This window comes from Roseibium sp. AS2 (genome assembly GCF_038900065.1).
GTDB lineage: Bacteria > Pseudomonadota > Alphaproteobacteria > Rhizobiales > Stappiaceae > Roseibium.
Genome location: NZ_JBBMQN010000014.1, coordinates 1 through 13,351, shown reverse-complemented (window position 1 = coordinate 13,351; position 13,351 = coordinate 1). Strand labels below are relative to the sequence as shown.

Below are 13,351 nucleotides of genomic sequence, written 5' to 3'. Positions count from 1 at the left end.
CATCCCGGCCGGCGCCATGGCGCGCGGCCGATGAGCTCCTATCTGAAAAACAAGATAATCAGGCCCTGGCAATGGCGATGTTGAGAAGCACCTGGCGTTTTTCCCGGGTGGCCACCGTGATGGCGCGGTCCAGCGCGGCGGGAAGCGCGTCGCCCTCGGTCACGGTTTCCGTGTAGGCGCGGCTGGCCTCCGCCGTCCGGGTGAAATCCGGGCTCGGCCGCAGCGATGTCAGCGGCACCTCGTTGGCTTTCGTGGCCAGGCCGTCCTTGTAGGTTCCGACGACAGAATGGCGTACGGCGCCCCATTCCTCGTTGTTGAGCACCAGGGTGATGACGGGCAGCTCATGCGCCTCCGCCACCATGTGGCAGGCGGTCGGATTGGCGAACATGTAGCTGCCGTCGCCCATCGTCGCGAAGATCAGCCGGTCGCGGTCGGCGAGCTGTGCGCCGAGAGCGGCCGGAAGACCCCAGCCGAGACCGCCGGAATGGGGCTCCTGAAAATAGCTGTTGTGGCTGTCGAGGTCGAGCGGCTCCAGCGGGCAGCCGAGTTCGTGGAACACACTTGCCTTGCGGCCCCTGATCGCCCGGCCCAGACACAGGCTCACCCAGTCCTTGGACATCGGGCCGCTATTGCCGCGCTCGGCACGGTCGATCACTTTCCTGCGGTTTTCCGCTGACTGCGCGCTGATGCGCTGCCTGCGCCGGGTGAGCGCGGCCTCGTCGCGCGGACGGGTGTTCATCTCGCCGATCAGCGCCAGCAGCGTGTCTGCGGTTTCACCGGCCAGCGTGACATCGGCCTGGAAATTGCGGATCGGCGTGCGTGAGAACAACGGGTCCGGTCCAAGCTGGATGACGGCGACATCGTCCCGCAGTTGGACCTTGTCCGGCCACCAGGGGGCCAGGGAATTGATCACAAGGATGACATCCGCTTCGCCGAGCAAGTCTTCCGGCGCGCAGCCGACCTGCATGGGATGGGACAAGGGCAGGGAGAGCTTGTTGGCCCAGTAGTGGGACAGCGGCAGCGCCCAGTCGTTCACAAACGCCCCCAGCGCGGCAAAGGCTTCCTCTGAACCTGCCCCGCGCTGACTGATGATCAGCGGATGTTTCGCCCCGGCCAGCAGGTCGGCGGCCGCTTTCAGGTCGCGGCCGGAGGCCACCGGCAGAACCGGTGCCTGTCTTGAGGGTGTCTGGAGACCATCCGGCGGTATCTGTTCGCACAGCACTTCCCGCGGCAGGCTCAGATAGACCGGGCCTGTCGGTGTCGACGTCGAGATGGCCCAGGCCCGGTCGAACAGATCGGCGATCTGCTCGGGAAAGCGCAGTTCGTAGTCCCATTTGGTCACTTCGCGCAGCAGGGCGGTCTGGTCGAACATCTCCTGCCCCCAGCCGATCGGGACCGTGCGTGCACCGAAGCGCCCGCCCTCCATCACGGGTGTGCGCCCGGACATGATCAGCATCGGAATCTGGTCGCACCAGGCATTGATCGTGCCTGTCGCCCCGTTGGAAAGGCCCACGTTGGTGTGCAGCATGACCGACTGGACCTTGCCGGAAAGCTGATAATAGCCGTGGGCCATGCCGACAGCGACATGTTCGTGCGGCACGGTGACGGGTGTCGGCAGGTCGAGACCGGTCTGGCTGGCTTCGATCAGGCCCTCGATGATCGGCGGAAAGTCCGTTCCCGAATTGGCGAAGACATAGTCGATGCCAAGTGCCTTGAGCTTGCCGAAAACGGCACCGCCCGCGGTGATAGTCTTGCCTTCCAGCCTGTCAGCCATTCTGTCCTCGATGGTTGCCCGCGCCGGGGCCGGTGTTCCGGGTGCCCGGTATCTCGTCCTGCATCTCGTCCGGTGTCGTGCCGGTCAAAAAACCGGTCTGCAATCCGAGACGGATGCCGCCGCGCGAGGCGGTCAGTTCCAGTTTGGCAGGCACCCTAGACGAAAAAAAACCACGAATGGAACCGTTATTTTTGTTGCTTATAATGGAAAGTAATTCAGCAATTTTGTCATTTTACATTCCAAAACTAATTAGTGAAGATGGCACTGGAGGTATGTTTGGAGCTGGCTGCCGATGCGGACGCATTCGGGCCCGACCACAGTATCTTGCCCGATGGAAGACCTTGAAATTCCGGTGGCCCGCACCTGCAAGGCTGCCCATCCGGCTGATCGGACCTGCTCGTGACATCGCCGGGTTCCAGCCGGCAAAAGACCATTCCCGGAGGAGGAAAAATGAACATCATCAAGAACGCGGTTCTGGCAGCGGCGCTGCTCGCGGGCGGCGCCACTTCGGCCACCGCCGCCGACCATGAATTCAAGCTGCACCATTTCCTGGGCGAAAAGGCTCCGGCCCATTCCAAGATGCTGGTGCCGTGGGCCAGACAGGTCGAGGAAAACTCGGGCGGCAAGGTGTCGATCGAGCTCTATCCGGCGATGACGCTTGGCGGTCGTCCGCCCGAGCTGATCAGTCAGGTGCGCGACGGTGTTGTCGATCTGGTCTGGACCGTCAACGGCTACACACCGGGCCTGTTCCCGCGCTCCGAAGTGTTCGAGCTGCCGGGCGTCCACACCAACAACACCAAGGCCACCAATCTGGCACTGATGGACCTCTACGAGAGCGACCTGAAGGAAGAATACAAGGGTGTGGAAGTGATGTTCCTGCATGTCCATGCAGGACAGGGCATTCACATGCGCGACACGGAAGTCCACACGCCTGCGGATCTTGAAGGCAAGAAAATCCGCATTCCGACCCGCACCGGTGCCTGGGTGATCGAGGCGCTCGGCGCAGCGCCGGTCGCCATGCCGGTTCCGGAACTGCCGACTGCGCTGCAAAAAGGCGTGATCGACGGGGCTTTCATTCCCTGGGAGATCATCCCGCCGCTGAAGATCCAGGAACAGACCGAATACCAGATCGAAGGCGCCGGCAAGGAGCGTTTCGGCACGACGACGTTCCAGGTGTCCATGAACAAGGAGCGCTGGGACAGCCTGCCGGCGGACATTCAGAAGGCGTTCCGGGATGCATCCGGGCCGGAATGGGTCGAGCAGGTCGGTGAAATCTGGGCCGGCGCCGACGAATTCGGCATCGGTCTTGCCGTCAAGGCCGGCAACACTCACGTCACCTTGAGCGAAGAGGAAACCGAGGCATTCCGCGAGGCCCTGGCGCCGGTCACCGAACGCTGGGTGGACGAAGTCGCCGCCAAGGGGATCGACGGCGCCGCGCTTGTCGAAAAGGCCAAGGCCGCGGTTGCGAGCCACTCAGGGACCTGATGCCGGGCTCCTCTCAACACAGCAGTCCCGGGTTCACCGGGGCTGCCAGCCGCCTGATCACCGCCTGGGCCCTGCTCGGCGGAATTCTTCTGCTTGCGGTGGTCGCGGTGAACATGATCTCCATCGTCGGGTCGGTCTTCGGCAAACCCTTTCCCGGGGATTTCGAACTGACGGAAATGGGTGTGGCGGTCGCGGTCTTCGCGTTCCTGCCCTATTGCCAGCTCGTCGGTGCCAACGTTTCCGCCGACATCTTCACCTCGGGCGCGTCCAGAAGAACCATTGCCGTCTTCACCATGTTCGCTTCGTTGGTCGCTCTCGGTTTTGCCGGGCTGCTCATCTGGCGCATGTATTTCGGCATGCTGAACCAGAAGGACTACGACTACACCACCACCATTTTGCAGATCCCGCACTGGATGGCTTTCGTGCCCATCCTCGTGTCACTTGCCCTGCTGGCTCTGGCGGCCTTCGTCACGCTGCTGCGCGACGTGAGCGTGCTGTCGAAAGGATAACAACAAAATGACGGACGCACTTGTCCTGGGCCTGGGCGCGCTCGTGGTGCTGGTTGCCCTGATCGCGATCCGCATGCCCATTGCCTATGCGATGATCCTGGTCGGCGGTGTCGGCACCATGATGCTGAACGGGCCGGCGCTCGTTCTCAGCCAGCTCAAGACCCTGGCCTACGGCCAGTTCTCCATTTACGACCTGTCGGTCGTGCCGATGTTTGTCCTGATGGGGGCAATCGCGTCCAAGACCGGCCTCAGCCAGGCGCTTTTCCGGGGGGCAAACGCCTGGCTCGGCTGGCTGCGCGGCGGTACGGCCATGGCGGCGATCGCGGGCTGCGCCGGATTCGGCGCGGTCTGCGGCTCGTCACTGGCAACAGCATCCACCATGGGCAAGGTGGCCCTGCCGGAACTCAAGCGCTACCGCTATTCCGGCGCCCTGGCGACGGGAACGCTCGCCGCCGGCGGCGTCCTCGGCATCCTGATCCCGCCGTCCGTCGTGCTGATCATCTACGCCGTCATCGTGGAGGCGAACATCGTCACCATGTTCATGGCGGCTTTTCTGCCCGGGTTGCTCGCCGTCGTCCTGTTTCTGCTGACCATCGCCATCTATGTTGCCATCCGGCCCGAGGCCGGGCCGAAGGGCGGCGTCGCGGACCGGCGGGAATTCGTGGAGGCGACCGCCGGCATGATCCCGGTGCTGGTCGTTTTCGGACTGGTGATCGGCGGGATCTATCTCGGCTTCTTCAATCCGACACCGGCCGCGGCCGTCGGCGTGTTTCTCGTGCTTGCCTTCGGGCTCGCGCAGCGCAAGCTCACCCGTCACGACTTCGTCCTGGCGCTCAAGGAAACCGCATCGACCTCCGGCATGATCTACCTGATCATTCTCGGCGCGGAGCTCCTGAAGATCTTCATGTCGCGGGTCGGCCTGCCGCAGGAGACCGCGGCCTGGATCGCCGGCTCCGGACTCGAGCCGATGACCGTCCTGATTCTCCTCCTGATCGCATTGATCCTGCTGGGCTGCCTGATGGACAGCCTGTCCATGATCCTTCTGGTGATCCCGTTCTTCTGGCCGGTTCTGGTGGAAATCAACGGCGGCGTCTATCAGGGAGCGGACGGCGCCGGCTTTGGCATGAGCACCGAGGATCTGAAGATCTGGTTCGGTGTGCTTGCGTTGGTCGTGGTGGAACTCGGCCTGATCACGCCACCGGTCGGCATGAATGTCTTCGTGATTTCCTCGCTCGACCGGGAAACACCGATGATCGAGACATTCAAGGGCGTCACGCCGTTCTTCGGCGCGGAAATCATCCGTGTGATCCTTCTGGTCAGCTTCCCGGCCCTGACCCTGTGGCTACCAAAGGTTTTGAGCTGACGGCACGAAACCAAGACTTCCGCAACATTGCCGTCCCGGCCTCGCGCCGGGACCTGCCTTTCGGAAACACCGCTCAGGCAGTCGCTCGTTTTGCGAAGATCCGTTCCGACATTTCTGTTGCCGGAGCGATGACGGTGGCCGGATCGAGGGCTTCCTCCCAGTCGATATCGACAGGGCTCGACTGTGCCAGCGCCGTCGCGAACGGTTCGGTGCTTGCGGCGGCCCGGGCGACCAGATCCTTCGCCTCCGCCCGCGCCACACCCTTTTGGGCAAGAACAAAGCTGGCCGCTTCCGCCATGATCTCCGGATTTGCGGCGAGCGTTGCGGCGATCCTGGCGGCATTCGGTTTCAGAGTGGCGGCAAGCGCCTGGGCATGACGGAGCGCCGCTCCGGTCGCAATCAGCATCTGTGGCAGAAACTGCCATTCGAGCGGCCATCTGGCGCCATCGCGCTCCTCGACCGGGGCGGCGGCAGCGGCAAGACCGGCCTGCGCGGCGGTTGCGATCCGGGCAAGCGTGACGATGGCTTCCGGCTGGATCGGGTTGTTCTTCTGCGGCATGGTCGAGGACCCGCCACCCGTTCCGCACTGCACCTCGCCGATCTCCGAGCGTCCGAGCAGGACAAGGTCGCCGGCCATCTTGGCCAGTCCCGCGCCAAGCTGCTGCAGCCAGGCGCCGAGTGCCAGGACAGGTGTCCGGTTGACATGCCAGGATGGGCTGTCGAAAAGGCCGAGTTCTCTTGCCAGCGCCGCTGACAGGGCGCTCCCATCCGGAGCGACGGCACTGTTGATGCCCGAAGCGCCGCCGAACTGGACCCTGAGCACGGCTCCGCGCAGACCGGCAAGTGCCGCTTCCGCGTCGATCAGCGGGTGCGCCCATTGCGCGATCCGGTAACCGAGAGTGATCGGGGTGGCAATCTGGTTGCGGGTGCGTCCCGCCATCACCTGTCCGGCGTGACGTTCGCTCTGCTCCCGCAGCGTGTCGATCAACCCGGCGAGCCGGGTTTCCAGAACCTCCAGGCAGTCCCTCACCTGCAGCATCATGGCGCTGTCCATGACATCCTGGCTGGTGGCGCCCCAATGGACCCAGGTCCCGCTTTCCGGACCGACGGCGGCCCGCAGGAGACTGACCAGCGCGGGGACCGGAACGCCTGCGGAGCGTGTTCCCTCCGCGACTTGCGCAGGATCGAGCTCCGTATTGCCAAGGGCGGCTTCAATTGCGTCGGCCGCGCCCCGCGGAATGACACCGAGGTTCCCCTGCACGACGGCCAGCGCCCGTTCGACCTTGATCATGGCACTGACGTCGCTGGCGTCACTCAGCAGGTGGGCAATGTCTTCGTCGCCATAAAGTCCGGAGAAGACGGAGCTGGAAAAAAGCGAAAGGGGCATGGCACTCCGAGGTCACTGGCCGGGGACGTTGATACGGTTCGTCATAGAGAGCCATCACGCAAATCGGGTCAAGCTGCCTTCAGCGGCAGGTCGAGGATTTCGCGGGCCTGTTGCCAGGTCGCGACGGGCCGCTCGTATGTCTCGCAAAGCTCTGTGGCCCGTTTCACCAGCGCCGCATTGCTCGGGGCAAGGGTCTCGCTGTCGAGGCGAATATTGTCCTCGAGCCCGGTGCGGGTATGGCCGCCGGCGGCGATGCACCATTCGTTGACGGTCAACTGGTGCTGGCCGATCCCGGCCGCGCACCATTCGGCACCGGGGGCAAGGCGATGAACCGTCTTGATGTAATAATCGAACACATCCTTGTCGACCGGCATGGCGTTCCTGACGCCCATGACAAACTGGACATAGAGCTTGCCCGGAATCCGGCCGTCCCTGTTCATGGCCGCCGCCTGGTGAATGTGGCTGAGATCAAAGGCCTCGATTTCGGGTTTGACGGCGTGCTCCCGCATCTCGCGCGCCAGCCAGTCGACCAGATCCGGCGGGTTCTCGTAGACCCGCGTCGGAAAATTGTTCGAGCCGACCGACAGGGACGCCATGTCGGGCGCAAGCGGGAGCATGCCGCCGCGCGCCTTGCCTGCGCCGGACCGGCCTCCGGTCGAAAACTGGATGATCATGCCCGGGCAGTGTTTTTCGAGACCTTCCTTCAGGCGCGCGAATTTTTCCGGATCAGAGGACGGTGTCTCGTCGTCATTGCGCACATGGGCATGAACGATCGACGCGCCCGCCTCGAAGGCCTCCTGGGTGCTGTCCACCTGTTCGGCGACCGTGATCGGCACGGCTGGATTGTTTTCCTTCTTCGGCAGCGAACCGGTGATCGCGACACAGATGATACAGGGTTTGGTCATTTTTTCTCTTCGTTCGTGAACGCTCGGCGACGTCGACGGCAAGGATGATCGGTTTTCCGTGTTCTCAGACATCGAAGAAGACGGTCTCGTCTTCTCCCTGCAGATTGATATCGAAGCGGTAGACGGCCTGACCGTCCCGTGTCGTCTTGCTGGCGACCAGCGTTGCGCGGCGGCGTTCCCATTCGATCAGGTTCAGCACCGGATCCTTCGCGTTCGCCTCGATTTCGTCCTCGAAATAAAGGCGTGTGTTGAGGCCGATATTGATGCCGCGCGCGACGATCCACAGGTTCAGGTGCGGAGCCTGGACGGTGCCGCTGCGGCCCGGGCAGGCGCCCGGCTTGACCGTGTCGAAGCCCCATTCGCCCGTCTCGAAGTCGGTGATCACGCGGCCCCAGCCCCGGAAACCGTCCTCGACCGCGCCGCCGCCTTCCGGATGCGCATAGTGTCCGTCCGCATTGGCCTGCCAGATCTCCAGCATGACATCCTTGATCGGGCTGCCCATGCCGTCCATCACGATCCCTTCGACCCGGATCCGCTCCCCCTTGGCGTTCGGCCCGGCGATGTCCCAGCCGAGTTCCTGCTTGTAGATGTCGAAACCGGCGGCACCCGGGGCCAGCCCGATGTGAACATAGGGACCGGCCGTCTGCGACGAGGTTTCCTGAAGGTATTCAAGTTTCTGTGCCATGGCTCAGTTCCCCTCCAGACGGTTTTCGAACAGTGTCGACCGGCGCCCGCGCAGCACGATGTCGAACTTGTAGGCGATCGTGTCCAGCGGAATGGTCGCGTTGAGATCGAGCAACGCGATCAGTTGTTCGACCGCATCCGGGTCGGGAATGGTCTTGACGATCGGGCATTTCGGGATCAGCGGGTCGCCCTCGAAATAACACTGGGTGATCAGCCGCTGGCAGAAGGCCGTGCCGAAGATCGACATGTGAACATGCGCGGGCCGCCAGCTGTTGACCCAGTTGCGCCACGGATAGGCGCCCGGTTTCACCGTGCGGAAATAATAGTAGCCGTTCTCGTCCGTGAGCGTGCGCCCGCAACCGCCGAAATTCGGGTCGATCGGGGCAAGATAAGTGTCCTTGCGGTGCCGGTAGCGGCCACCCGCATTGGCCTGCCAGATCTCGACCAGCGTGTTCGGAACCGGCCTGGCGTTTTCGTCGAGAACGCGGCCATGCAGGATGATCCGCTCACCGATCGCGCTTTCGCCGGATTTGGCGTAGTTGAAGATCAGGTCCCTGTCGAGCGGGTCCAGGTCGTTGTGGCCGAACACCGGACCGGTCGTTTCGGAGACCGTGTTCTCGAGACTGATCATGGAGTATTTCGGCGACCGCGCGACCGAGGTCTTGTAATCCGGCGTCAGCGCCGGCGGATGGCGTTCGCGGTTGCGCTGGTAGAATTCACCAGGTTTGAGCATTTTCCTCTCCTCCTCAGGAGCAAGCGGCTTGCGAGCCTACTCGGCTTCCATCTCTGCGTAAGTCTGCTTCGCCAGTTTCAGCGCCTGGTTGGCGCGGGGAACACCGGCATAGATTGCCACATGCTGAAACGACTCCAGCACATCCTGCTTGCTCGCGCCCGTGCGTTTTGTCGCACGGATATGCATCGGAATTTCCTCGAAATTTCCGAGCGCCGCCAGCAGGGCGAGCGTCAGCATGGAGCGCTCGCGCGCGCTGATGCCGTCGGAGGCCCAGACATTGCCCCAGGCCGTCTCCGTGATCAGGGTCTGGAACGGTTCGTCGAACGCGGACTTGGCACTTTCCGCACGGTCGACGTGTTCGTCGCCAAGCACGGATCGCCGGACCCTGGTACCGGTTTCGAAGCGCTCAGACATGGAGGTCCTCCTTCAGGAATCTCAGCAGATGGCCGGTGAATGCATCCGGTTGCTCCACACAGGGCAGGTGCCCGGCCTGGTCTATTTCGACAAAACGGCTTCCCGGTACCAGCGCTGTGGTCGCGCGCACCAGGTCCGACGGACTGGCAAGATCCTCGCTGCCGCCGATGCCGAGCATAGGCAGGCGCAGGCTGGCCGTGCTTTGGCTGAGGTCTGCCGCGGCAATCGCCTCGCAGCAGCCGACATAGCCATCCTCGGGCGTGCGGCACAGCATGTGGCGCCAGCCGAGGCTCTCGGGCCTGCCGCGGAAGCTTCCGGAAAACCAGCGCTCGAGAACCGCGTCGGCGATGCTGTCGAGACCGTCGGCACGGATACGTGAAATCCGGTCCCGCCACATGGCGGGGTCGCCCATTTTCGCCGCCGTGTTGGCGAGCACCAGGCCGCTGATCCGGTCCGGCCGCCGGCTGGCCAGCAACTGGCCGATCATGCCGCCGATGGACAGGCCGACGAACACGCAGGACCCGATGTCGAGCTCATCCAGCAGCGTGTCCGTATCCCGGACAAGGTCATCCATCGAATAGGGCGGCTTCGGGCAGGACGACAGCCCGTGGCCGCGCTTGTCGAAGCGCACCAGCCTCAGGCCGTTTCCGGCCAGCCGGTCCACCACGCCGTCCCAGAGGCGCAGGTCCGTGCCCAGGGAATTGGCGAAAACAACCGCCAAGCCGTCCGGATCGCCGTCCTCGTGCCAGTGAATGTCCGCAGTCGGGAGTCGCGCGATCTTCATCAATAGGGCAGGCCCACATAGTTTTGCGCAAACCATTTCTGCGCCGTTTCATGGTGATGCAGCGACTGGATTTCCGCACGCTGCATCTTCAGGTCGAAATCCGACTGGTCCGGGAACCGGTGCAGCATATTGGTCGTCGCCCAGCTGAACCGCTCGGCTTTCCATACCCGGGCCAGCGCCTTTTCGGAATAGCCATCGATCCCGTCGGTGTCCTTGTCCAGGTAGTATTGGACCAGCGCCTCCTTGAGATAATGCACATCCGAGGCGGCGGTGTTCAGGCCCTTGGCGCCGGTCGGCGGAACGATATGAGCCGCGTCGCCGCACAGGAACAGCCGGCCCCAGCGCATCGGCTCGCTGACGAAGGATCTGAGCGGTGCGATCGATTTCTCGATGGACGGTCCGGTGACCAGCTTGTCGGCGACGGAATCCGGGATCCTGCGCTTCAACTCGTCCCAGAAGGCCGCGTCGCTCCACTGCTCGACCGTGTCGGTGACGGCGCATTGCACATAGTAGCGTGACAGGTTCTCGTTGCGCATGGAGCAGAGCGCGAAGCCGCGTGTGGAATTCGCGTAGATCAGCTCGTCATGGACAGGCGGTGTTTCGGACAGGATGCCCAGCCAGCCGAACGGGAACACCTTTTCATAGTCCTTGCGCACGGTCTCGGGGATCGTCTGGCGGCTGACGCCGTGAAAGCCGTCGCAGCCGGCGACAAAGTCGCAATCGATGCGCTGTTCGCGGCCGTCGGCCGTGAAGGTGACAAAGGGGGCGTCGCTGTCGGCGTCGCAGATCTGAACGCCCTCGACCTCGAAGACTGTCTTGCCGTCCGTTGCCTCGCGGGCGTCATAGAGATCCTGCGTGACTTCCGTCTGCCCGTAGACAATGACATTCTGTCCGATCAACTCCTTGAAATTGATGTCGAACAGCTCGTTCTCGTAGGAAATGCAGGTGCCGTCATGGACATAGCATTCCTTGTCCATCCTGTCCGCCACGCCCGCTTCGCGCATCATGTTGACGAGGCCCGTTTCCAGGATCCCCGCGCGGATGCGGCGCAGCACGTAGTCCCGTGTCTTGCGCTCCAGCACGACGGTGTCGATGCCCTTGCGGTGCAAAAGCTGCCCGAGCAGCAGGCCCGACGGTCCTCCACCGACGATGACAACCTGTGTACGCATCCGTTTCTCCCTGGTTGATTTGATATTGAATGATCGAAATCGGGAAGTAAAATGACATATCGAGCCTGTTTCTTTCCAAAATGAGTATTCAAATGATCGACCGGCGCATCAAGTTCCGCCATATCCAGTGTTTCGTGGAAATCGCCCAGGAACGCAGTCTGAAGCTGGCGGCGGACAAGCTCCATCTGACCCAGCCGGCCATTTCCAAGACGCTGAAGGAACTGGAGGAGATCATCGGTGCGAGCCTGATGACCCGCAACCGGGCCGGCACCGCGCTGACCAAACAGGGCAAGGTGTTCCTGCACTTCGCGCAGATTTCGCTCGCCAGCCTGCAGCAGGGCCTGGACGGGGTTGAAAAGGAGGGCGACCATGCCCGTCCGACCCTGAAGGTCGGTGCATTGCCAAGCGTGGCCGCCAGTTTCATGCCGCCCGTGATCCGGGAGTTTTCGGAACTGGCGCCGAACGTGATGGTGCAGATCATGGACGGCCCGCACGGCTATCTGATCGAGCGCCTGAAACTGGGGGAACTCGATCTGGTGATCGGCCGCCTCGGCCGCCCGGGCTCCATGGAAGGCGTGTCCTTCACCCAGCTCTATTCGGAACGGGTCGACCTGATCGTGCGGACCGGTCATCCGCTTCTGGAGAAGCCCGACGTGAAGCGCATCGTCGACTGGCCGGTGATCTACCCGCCGACAGGCGCGGCCATCCGCCCGCTGGTCGAGCGGTTCATGATTGCCAACGGCGTCGGCGAAATCACCAACAAGATAGAAACGGTTTCCGGCGCATTCGGCCGGGTCTATACCAGACGCACGGACGCGGTCTGGATCATCTCCTCAGGTGTCGTCCAGAACGAGACCGCAGACGGCCACCTTGTGCGCCTGCCCTTCGACACCGACATCACCAAGGGCCCGGTCGGCCTGATGACGCGGCCGGACACCCAGCCAGGCGCGGCCGAGCAGGTGTTCCGGCTCGCGGTCCAGACCGTGATCGACGAACTCGGTTTCAAGTCCTAGCCGAGCCCCAGCATCATGCGGATGTGTTCCTGGTCGGTCGCGCTGCCGGAGAAGTCGTCGAAAGCCTTTTCGGTGACCTCGATGATATGACTCTCGATGAAGGGAGCGCCCTCTGCGGCGCCCTGTGCGGGCGACTTCAGGCAGCATTCCCATTCCAGCACCGCCCAGCTGTCGTAGCCGTGCTGGGCAAGTTTGGAAAAGATGCCGTGAAAATCGACCTGGCCGTCGCCGAGCGAGCGGAACCGGCCGGCGCGGTTGATCCAGCTCTGGTATCCGGAATAAACGCCCTGGCGGCCGTCCGGATGGAATTCGGCATCCTTCACGTGAAAGGCGCAGATGCGCTCGTGATAGATGTCGATGAAGGCCAGATAGTCCATCTGCTGCAGCAGGAAATGCGAGGGATCGTAGTTGATCTGGCAGCGTTGGTGCCCGCCGAGCGCATCGAGGAACATCTCGAAGGTGGCACCGTCGAAGACGTCCTCGCCGGGATGGATCTCGTAACCGACATCGACGCCGTGGGCGTCATAGACGTCGAGGATCGGCTTCCAGCGCCGCGCCAGTTCGCCGAACGCCTCCTCGATCAGTCCCGCCGGCCGTTGCGGCCAGGGATAGAGATAGGGAAAGGCCAGTGACCCGGTGAAACTGACGGAGGCGTCGAGACCGAGGTTTCGGCTGGCGACGGCGGCCTTTTTCATCTGGCCGGTCGCCCATTCCTGACGCGCTTTCGGATTGCCGTGCACTTGCGGCGGGGCGAAGCCGTCGAAGACCAGGTCGTAGGCCGGGTGAACGGCGACTAGCTGGCCTTGCAGATGGGTGGAAAGCTCCGTGATCTCCACACCGGCATCGGCGCAGATCCCTTTGACCTCGTCGCAATAGACCTGGCTTTCCGCGGCCTTGTCCAGGTCGAACAGACGGCCGTCGAACGTGGGGATCTGGATGCCCTTGTAGCCAAGATCTGCCGCCCATTTCGCAATGGCGGGCAACGAGTTGAACGGGGCCTCGTCCCCGGCAAACTGGGCCAGGAATATCGCTGGTCCCTTGATCAGTCCGGCCATGGCTCTCTCCTCGGCAGATCGGCGCGGGTCGCGCGGGTTGGGGGGAACGGCGGGCGTCCTTCCGGAACCGGAAGGA

14 protein-coding genes are annotated in these 13,351 nt (G+C 63.2%); 4 read left to right on the top strand and 10 right to left on the bottom strand.

Annotated elements, in window-relative coordinates; translation table 11 throughout:
* Nucleotides 1-58 precede the first annotated feature (58 nt).
* Together WNZ15_RS25765 and WNZ15_RS25760 are read right to left on the bottom strand one after the other, a co-directional pair.
* On the bottom strand, nt 59-1,774 hold the full coding sequence (locus WNZ15_RS25765) for a thiamine pyrophosphate-requiring protein (RefSeq protein WP_342895918.1): 1,716 nt from the start codon (nt 1,772-1,774) through the stop codon (nt 59-61).
* Nucleotides 1,767-1,928 (bottom strand): hypothetical protein, encoded by a 162-nt coding sequence (locus WNZ15_RS25760; RefSeq protein WP_342895917.1) that lies wholly within the window; start codon nt 1,926-1,928, stop codon nt 1,767-1,769. The genes WNZ15_RS25765 and WNZ15_RS25760 overlap by 8 nt, the downstream gene beginning before the upstream one ends.
* A gap of 296 nt (nt 1,929-2,224) precedes the next feature.
* On the opposite strand from WNZ15_RS25760, the gene WNZ15_RS25755 reads away from it, so the two are divergent.
* Genes WNZ15_RS25755 through WNZ15_RS25745 form a run of 3 tightly spaced genes read left to right on the top strand, consistent with a single transcriptional unit; the run spans nt 2,225 to nt 5,131 of the window.
* Nucleotides 2,225-3,259 (top strand): TRAP transporter substrate-binding protein, encoded by a 1,035-nt coding sequence (locus WNZ15_RS25755; RefSeq protein ID WP_342895916.1) that lies wholly within the window; start codon nt 2,225-2,227, stop codon nt 3,257-3,259.
* Nucleotides 3,259-3,768, top strand: coding sequence for a TRAP transporter small permease (locus tag WNZ15_RS25750; RefSeq protein WP_342895915.1), 510 nt, complete (start codon nt 3,259-3,261; stop codon nt 3,766-3,768). Before WNZ15_RS25755 ends, WNZ15_RS25750 begins: the two co-directional genes overlap by 1 nt.
* A 7-nt stretch (nt 3,769-3,775) precedes the next feature.
* A complete protein-coding gene (locus WNZ15_RS25745; RefSeq protein ID WP_342895914.1) occupies nt 3,776-5,131 on the top strand; it encodes a TRAP transporter large permease in 1,356 nt (451 codons plus the stop codon).
* 73 nt (nt 5,132-5,204) lie between these two features.
* On the opposite strand, the gene WNZ15_RS25740 is transcribed toward WNZ15_RS25745, so the two are convergent.
* The 7 genes from WNZ15_RS25740 to pobA form a co-directional block, all read right to left on the bottom strand.
* The gene (locus tag WNZ15_RS25740) at nt 5,205-6,518 is read right to left on the bottom strand and encodes a lyase family protein (protein WP_342895913.1); all 1,314 of its coding nucleotides are present in this window, start codon (nt 6,516-6,518) and stop codon (nt 5,205-5,207) included.
* Between the two features lie 68 nt (nt 6,519-6,586).
* A complete protein-coding gene (locus tag WNZ15_RS25735; protein ID WP_342895912.1) occupies nt 6,587-7,423 on the bottom strand; it encodes a 3-keto-5-aminohexanoate cleavage protein in 837 nt (278 codons plus the stop codon).
* Between the two features lie 64 nt (nt 7,424-7,487).
* On the bottom strand, nt 7,488-8,108 hold the full coding sequence (pcaG, locus tag WNZ15_RS25730; RefSeq protein WP_342895911.1) for a protocatechuate 3,4-dioxygenase subunit alpha: 621 nt from the start codon (nt 8,106-8,108) through the stop codon (nt 7,488-7,490).
* Nucleotides 8,109-8,111: 3 nt separating this feature from the next.
* Complete coding sequence (pcaH, locus tag WNZ15_RS25725) at nt 8,112-8,840, bottom strand: protocatechuate 3,4-dioxygenase subunit beta (RefSeq protein WP_342895910.1); 729 nt, start codon at nt 8,838-8,840, stop codon at nt 8,112-8,114.
* Nucleotides 8,841-8,876: 36 nt separating this feature from the next.
* A complete protein-coding gene (pcaC, locus tag WNZ15_RS25720) occupies nt 8,877-9,254 on the bottom strand; it encodes a 4-carboxymuconolactone decarboxylase (protein ID WP_342895909.1) in 378 nt (125 codons plus the stop codon).
* Complete coding sequence (pcaD, locus tag WNZ15_RS25715; protein WP_342895908.1) at nt 9,247-10,038, bottom strand: 3-oxoadipate enol-lactonase; 792 nt, start codon at nt 10,036-10,038, stop codon at nt 9,247-9,249. Before pcaD ends, pcaC begins: the two co-directional genes overlap by 8 nt.
* A complete protein-coding gene (gene pobA / locus WNZ15_RS25710) occupies nt 10,038-11,207 on the bottom strand; it encodes a 4-hydroxybenzoate 3-monooxygenase (protein WP_342895907.1) in 1,170 nt (389 codons plus the stop codon). The genes pcaD and pobA overlap by 1 nt, the downstream gene beginning before the upstream one ends.
* A gap of 92 nt (nt 11,208-11,299) precedes the next feature.
* Between pobA and pcaQ the strand changes: the two genes are divergently transcribed.
* Nucleotides 11,300-12,220 carry a pca operon transcription factor PcaQ gene (pcaQ, locus tag WNZ15_RS25705; protein WP_342895906.1) on the top strand — a complete coding sequence of 307 codons (921 nt, stop codon included), beginning with the start codon at nt 11,300-11,302 and terminating at the stop codon, nt 12,218-12,220.
* On the opposite strand, the gene WNZ15_RS25700 is transcribed toward pcaQ, so the two are convergent.
* Nucleotides 12,217-13,275, bottom strand: coding sequence for a sugar phosphate isomerase/epimerase (locus WNZ15_RS25700; protein ID WP_342895905.1), 1,059 nt, complete (start codon nt 13,273-13,275; stop codon nt 12,217-12,219). The genes pcaQ and WNZ15_RS25700 overlap by 4 nt on opposite strands.
* Nucleotides 13,276-13,351: the final 76 nt, after the last annotated feature.

Excerpts from the sequence above, each read along its gene's own strand:
- WNZ15_RS25765 (WP_342895918.1), bottom strand. The coding sequence starts at position 1,774 with ATGGCTGACAGGCTGGAAGGCAAGACTATCACCGCGGGCGGTGCCGTT.
- WNZ15_RS25755 (WP_342895916.1), top strand. The coding sequence starts at position 2,225 with ATGAACATCATCAAGAACGCGGTTCTGGCAGCGGCGCTGCTCGCGGGC.
- WNZ15_RS25750 (WP_342895915.1), top strand. The coding sequence starts at position 3,259 with ATGCCGGGCTCCTCTCAACACAGCAGTCCCGGGTTCACCGGGGCTGCC.
- WNZ15_RS25745 (WP_342895914.1), top strand. The coding sequence starts at position 3,776 with ATGACGGACGCACTTGTCCTGGGCCTGGGCGCGCTCGTGGTGCTGGTT.
- WNZ15_RS25740 (WP_342895913.1), bottom strand. The coding sequence starts at position 6,518 with ATGCCCCTTTCGCTTTTTTCCAGCTCCGTCTTCTCCGGACTTTATGGC.
- WNZ15_RS25735 (WP_342895912.1), bottom strand. The coding sequence starts at position 7,423 with ATGACCAAACCCTGTATCATCTGTGTCGCGATCACCGGTTCGCTGCCG.
- pcaG (WP_342895911.1), bottom strand. The coding sequence starts at position 8,108 with ATGGCACAGAAACTTGAATACCTTCAGGAAACCTCGTCGCAGACGGCC.
- pcaH (WP_342895910.1), bottom strand. The coding sequence starts at position 8,840 with ATGCTCAAACCTGGTGAATTCTACCAGCGCAACCGCGAACGCCATCCG.
- pcaC (WP_342895909.1), bottom strand. The coding sequence starts at position 9,254 with ATGTCTGAGCGCTTCGAAACCGGTACCAGGGTCCGGCGATCCGTGCTT.
- pcaD (WP_342895908.1), bottom strand. The coding sequence starts at position 10,038 with ATGAAGATCGCGCGACTCCCGACTGCGGACATTCACTGGCACGAGGAC.
- pobA (WP_342895907.1), bottom strand. The coding sequence starts at position 11,207 with ATGCGTACACAGGTTGTCATCGTCGGTGGAGGACCGTCGGGCCTGCTG.
- pcaQ (WP_342895906.1), top strand. The coding sequence starts at position 11,300 with ATGATCGACCGGCGCATCAAGTTCCGCCATATCCAGTGTTTCGTGGAA.
- WNZ15_RS25700 (WP_342895905.1), bottom strand. The coding sequence starts at position 13,275 with ATGGCCGGACTGATCAAGGGACCAGCGATATTCCTGGCCCAGTTTGCC.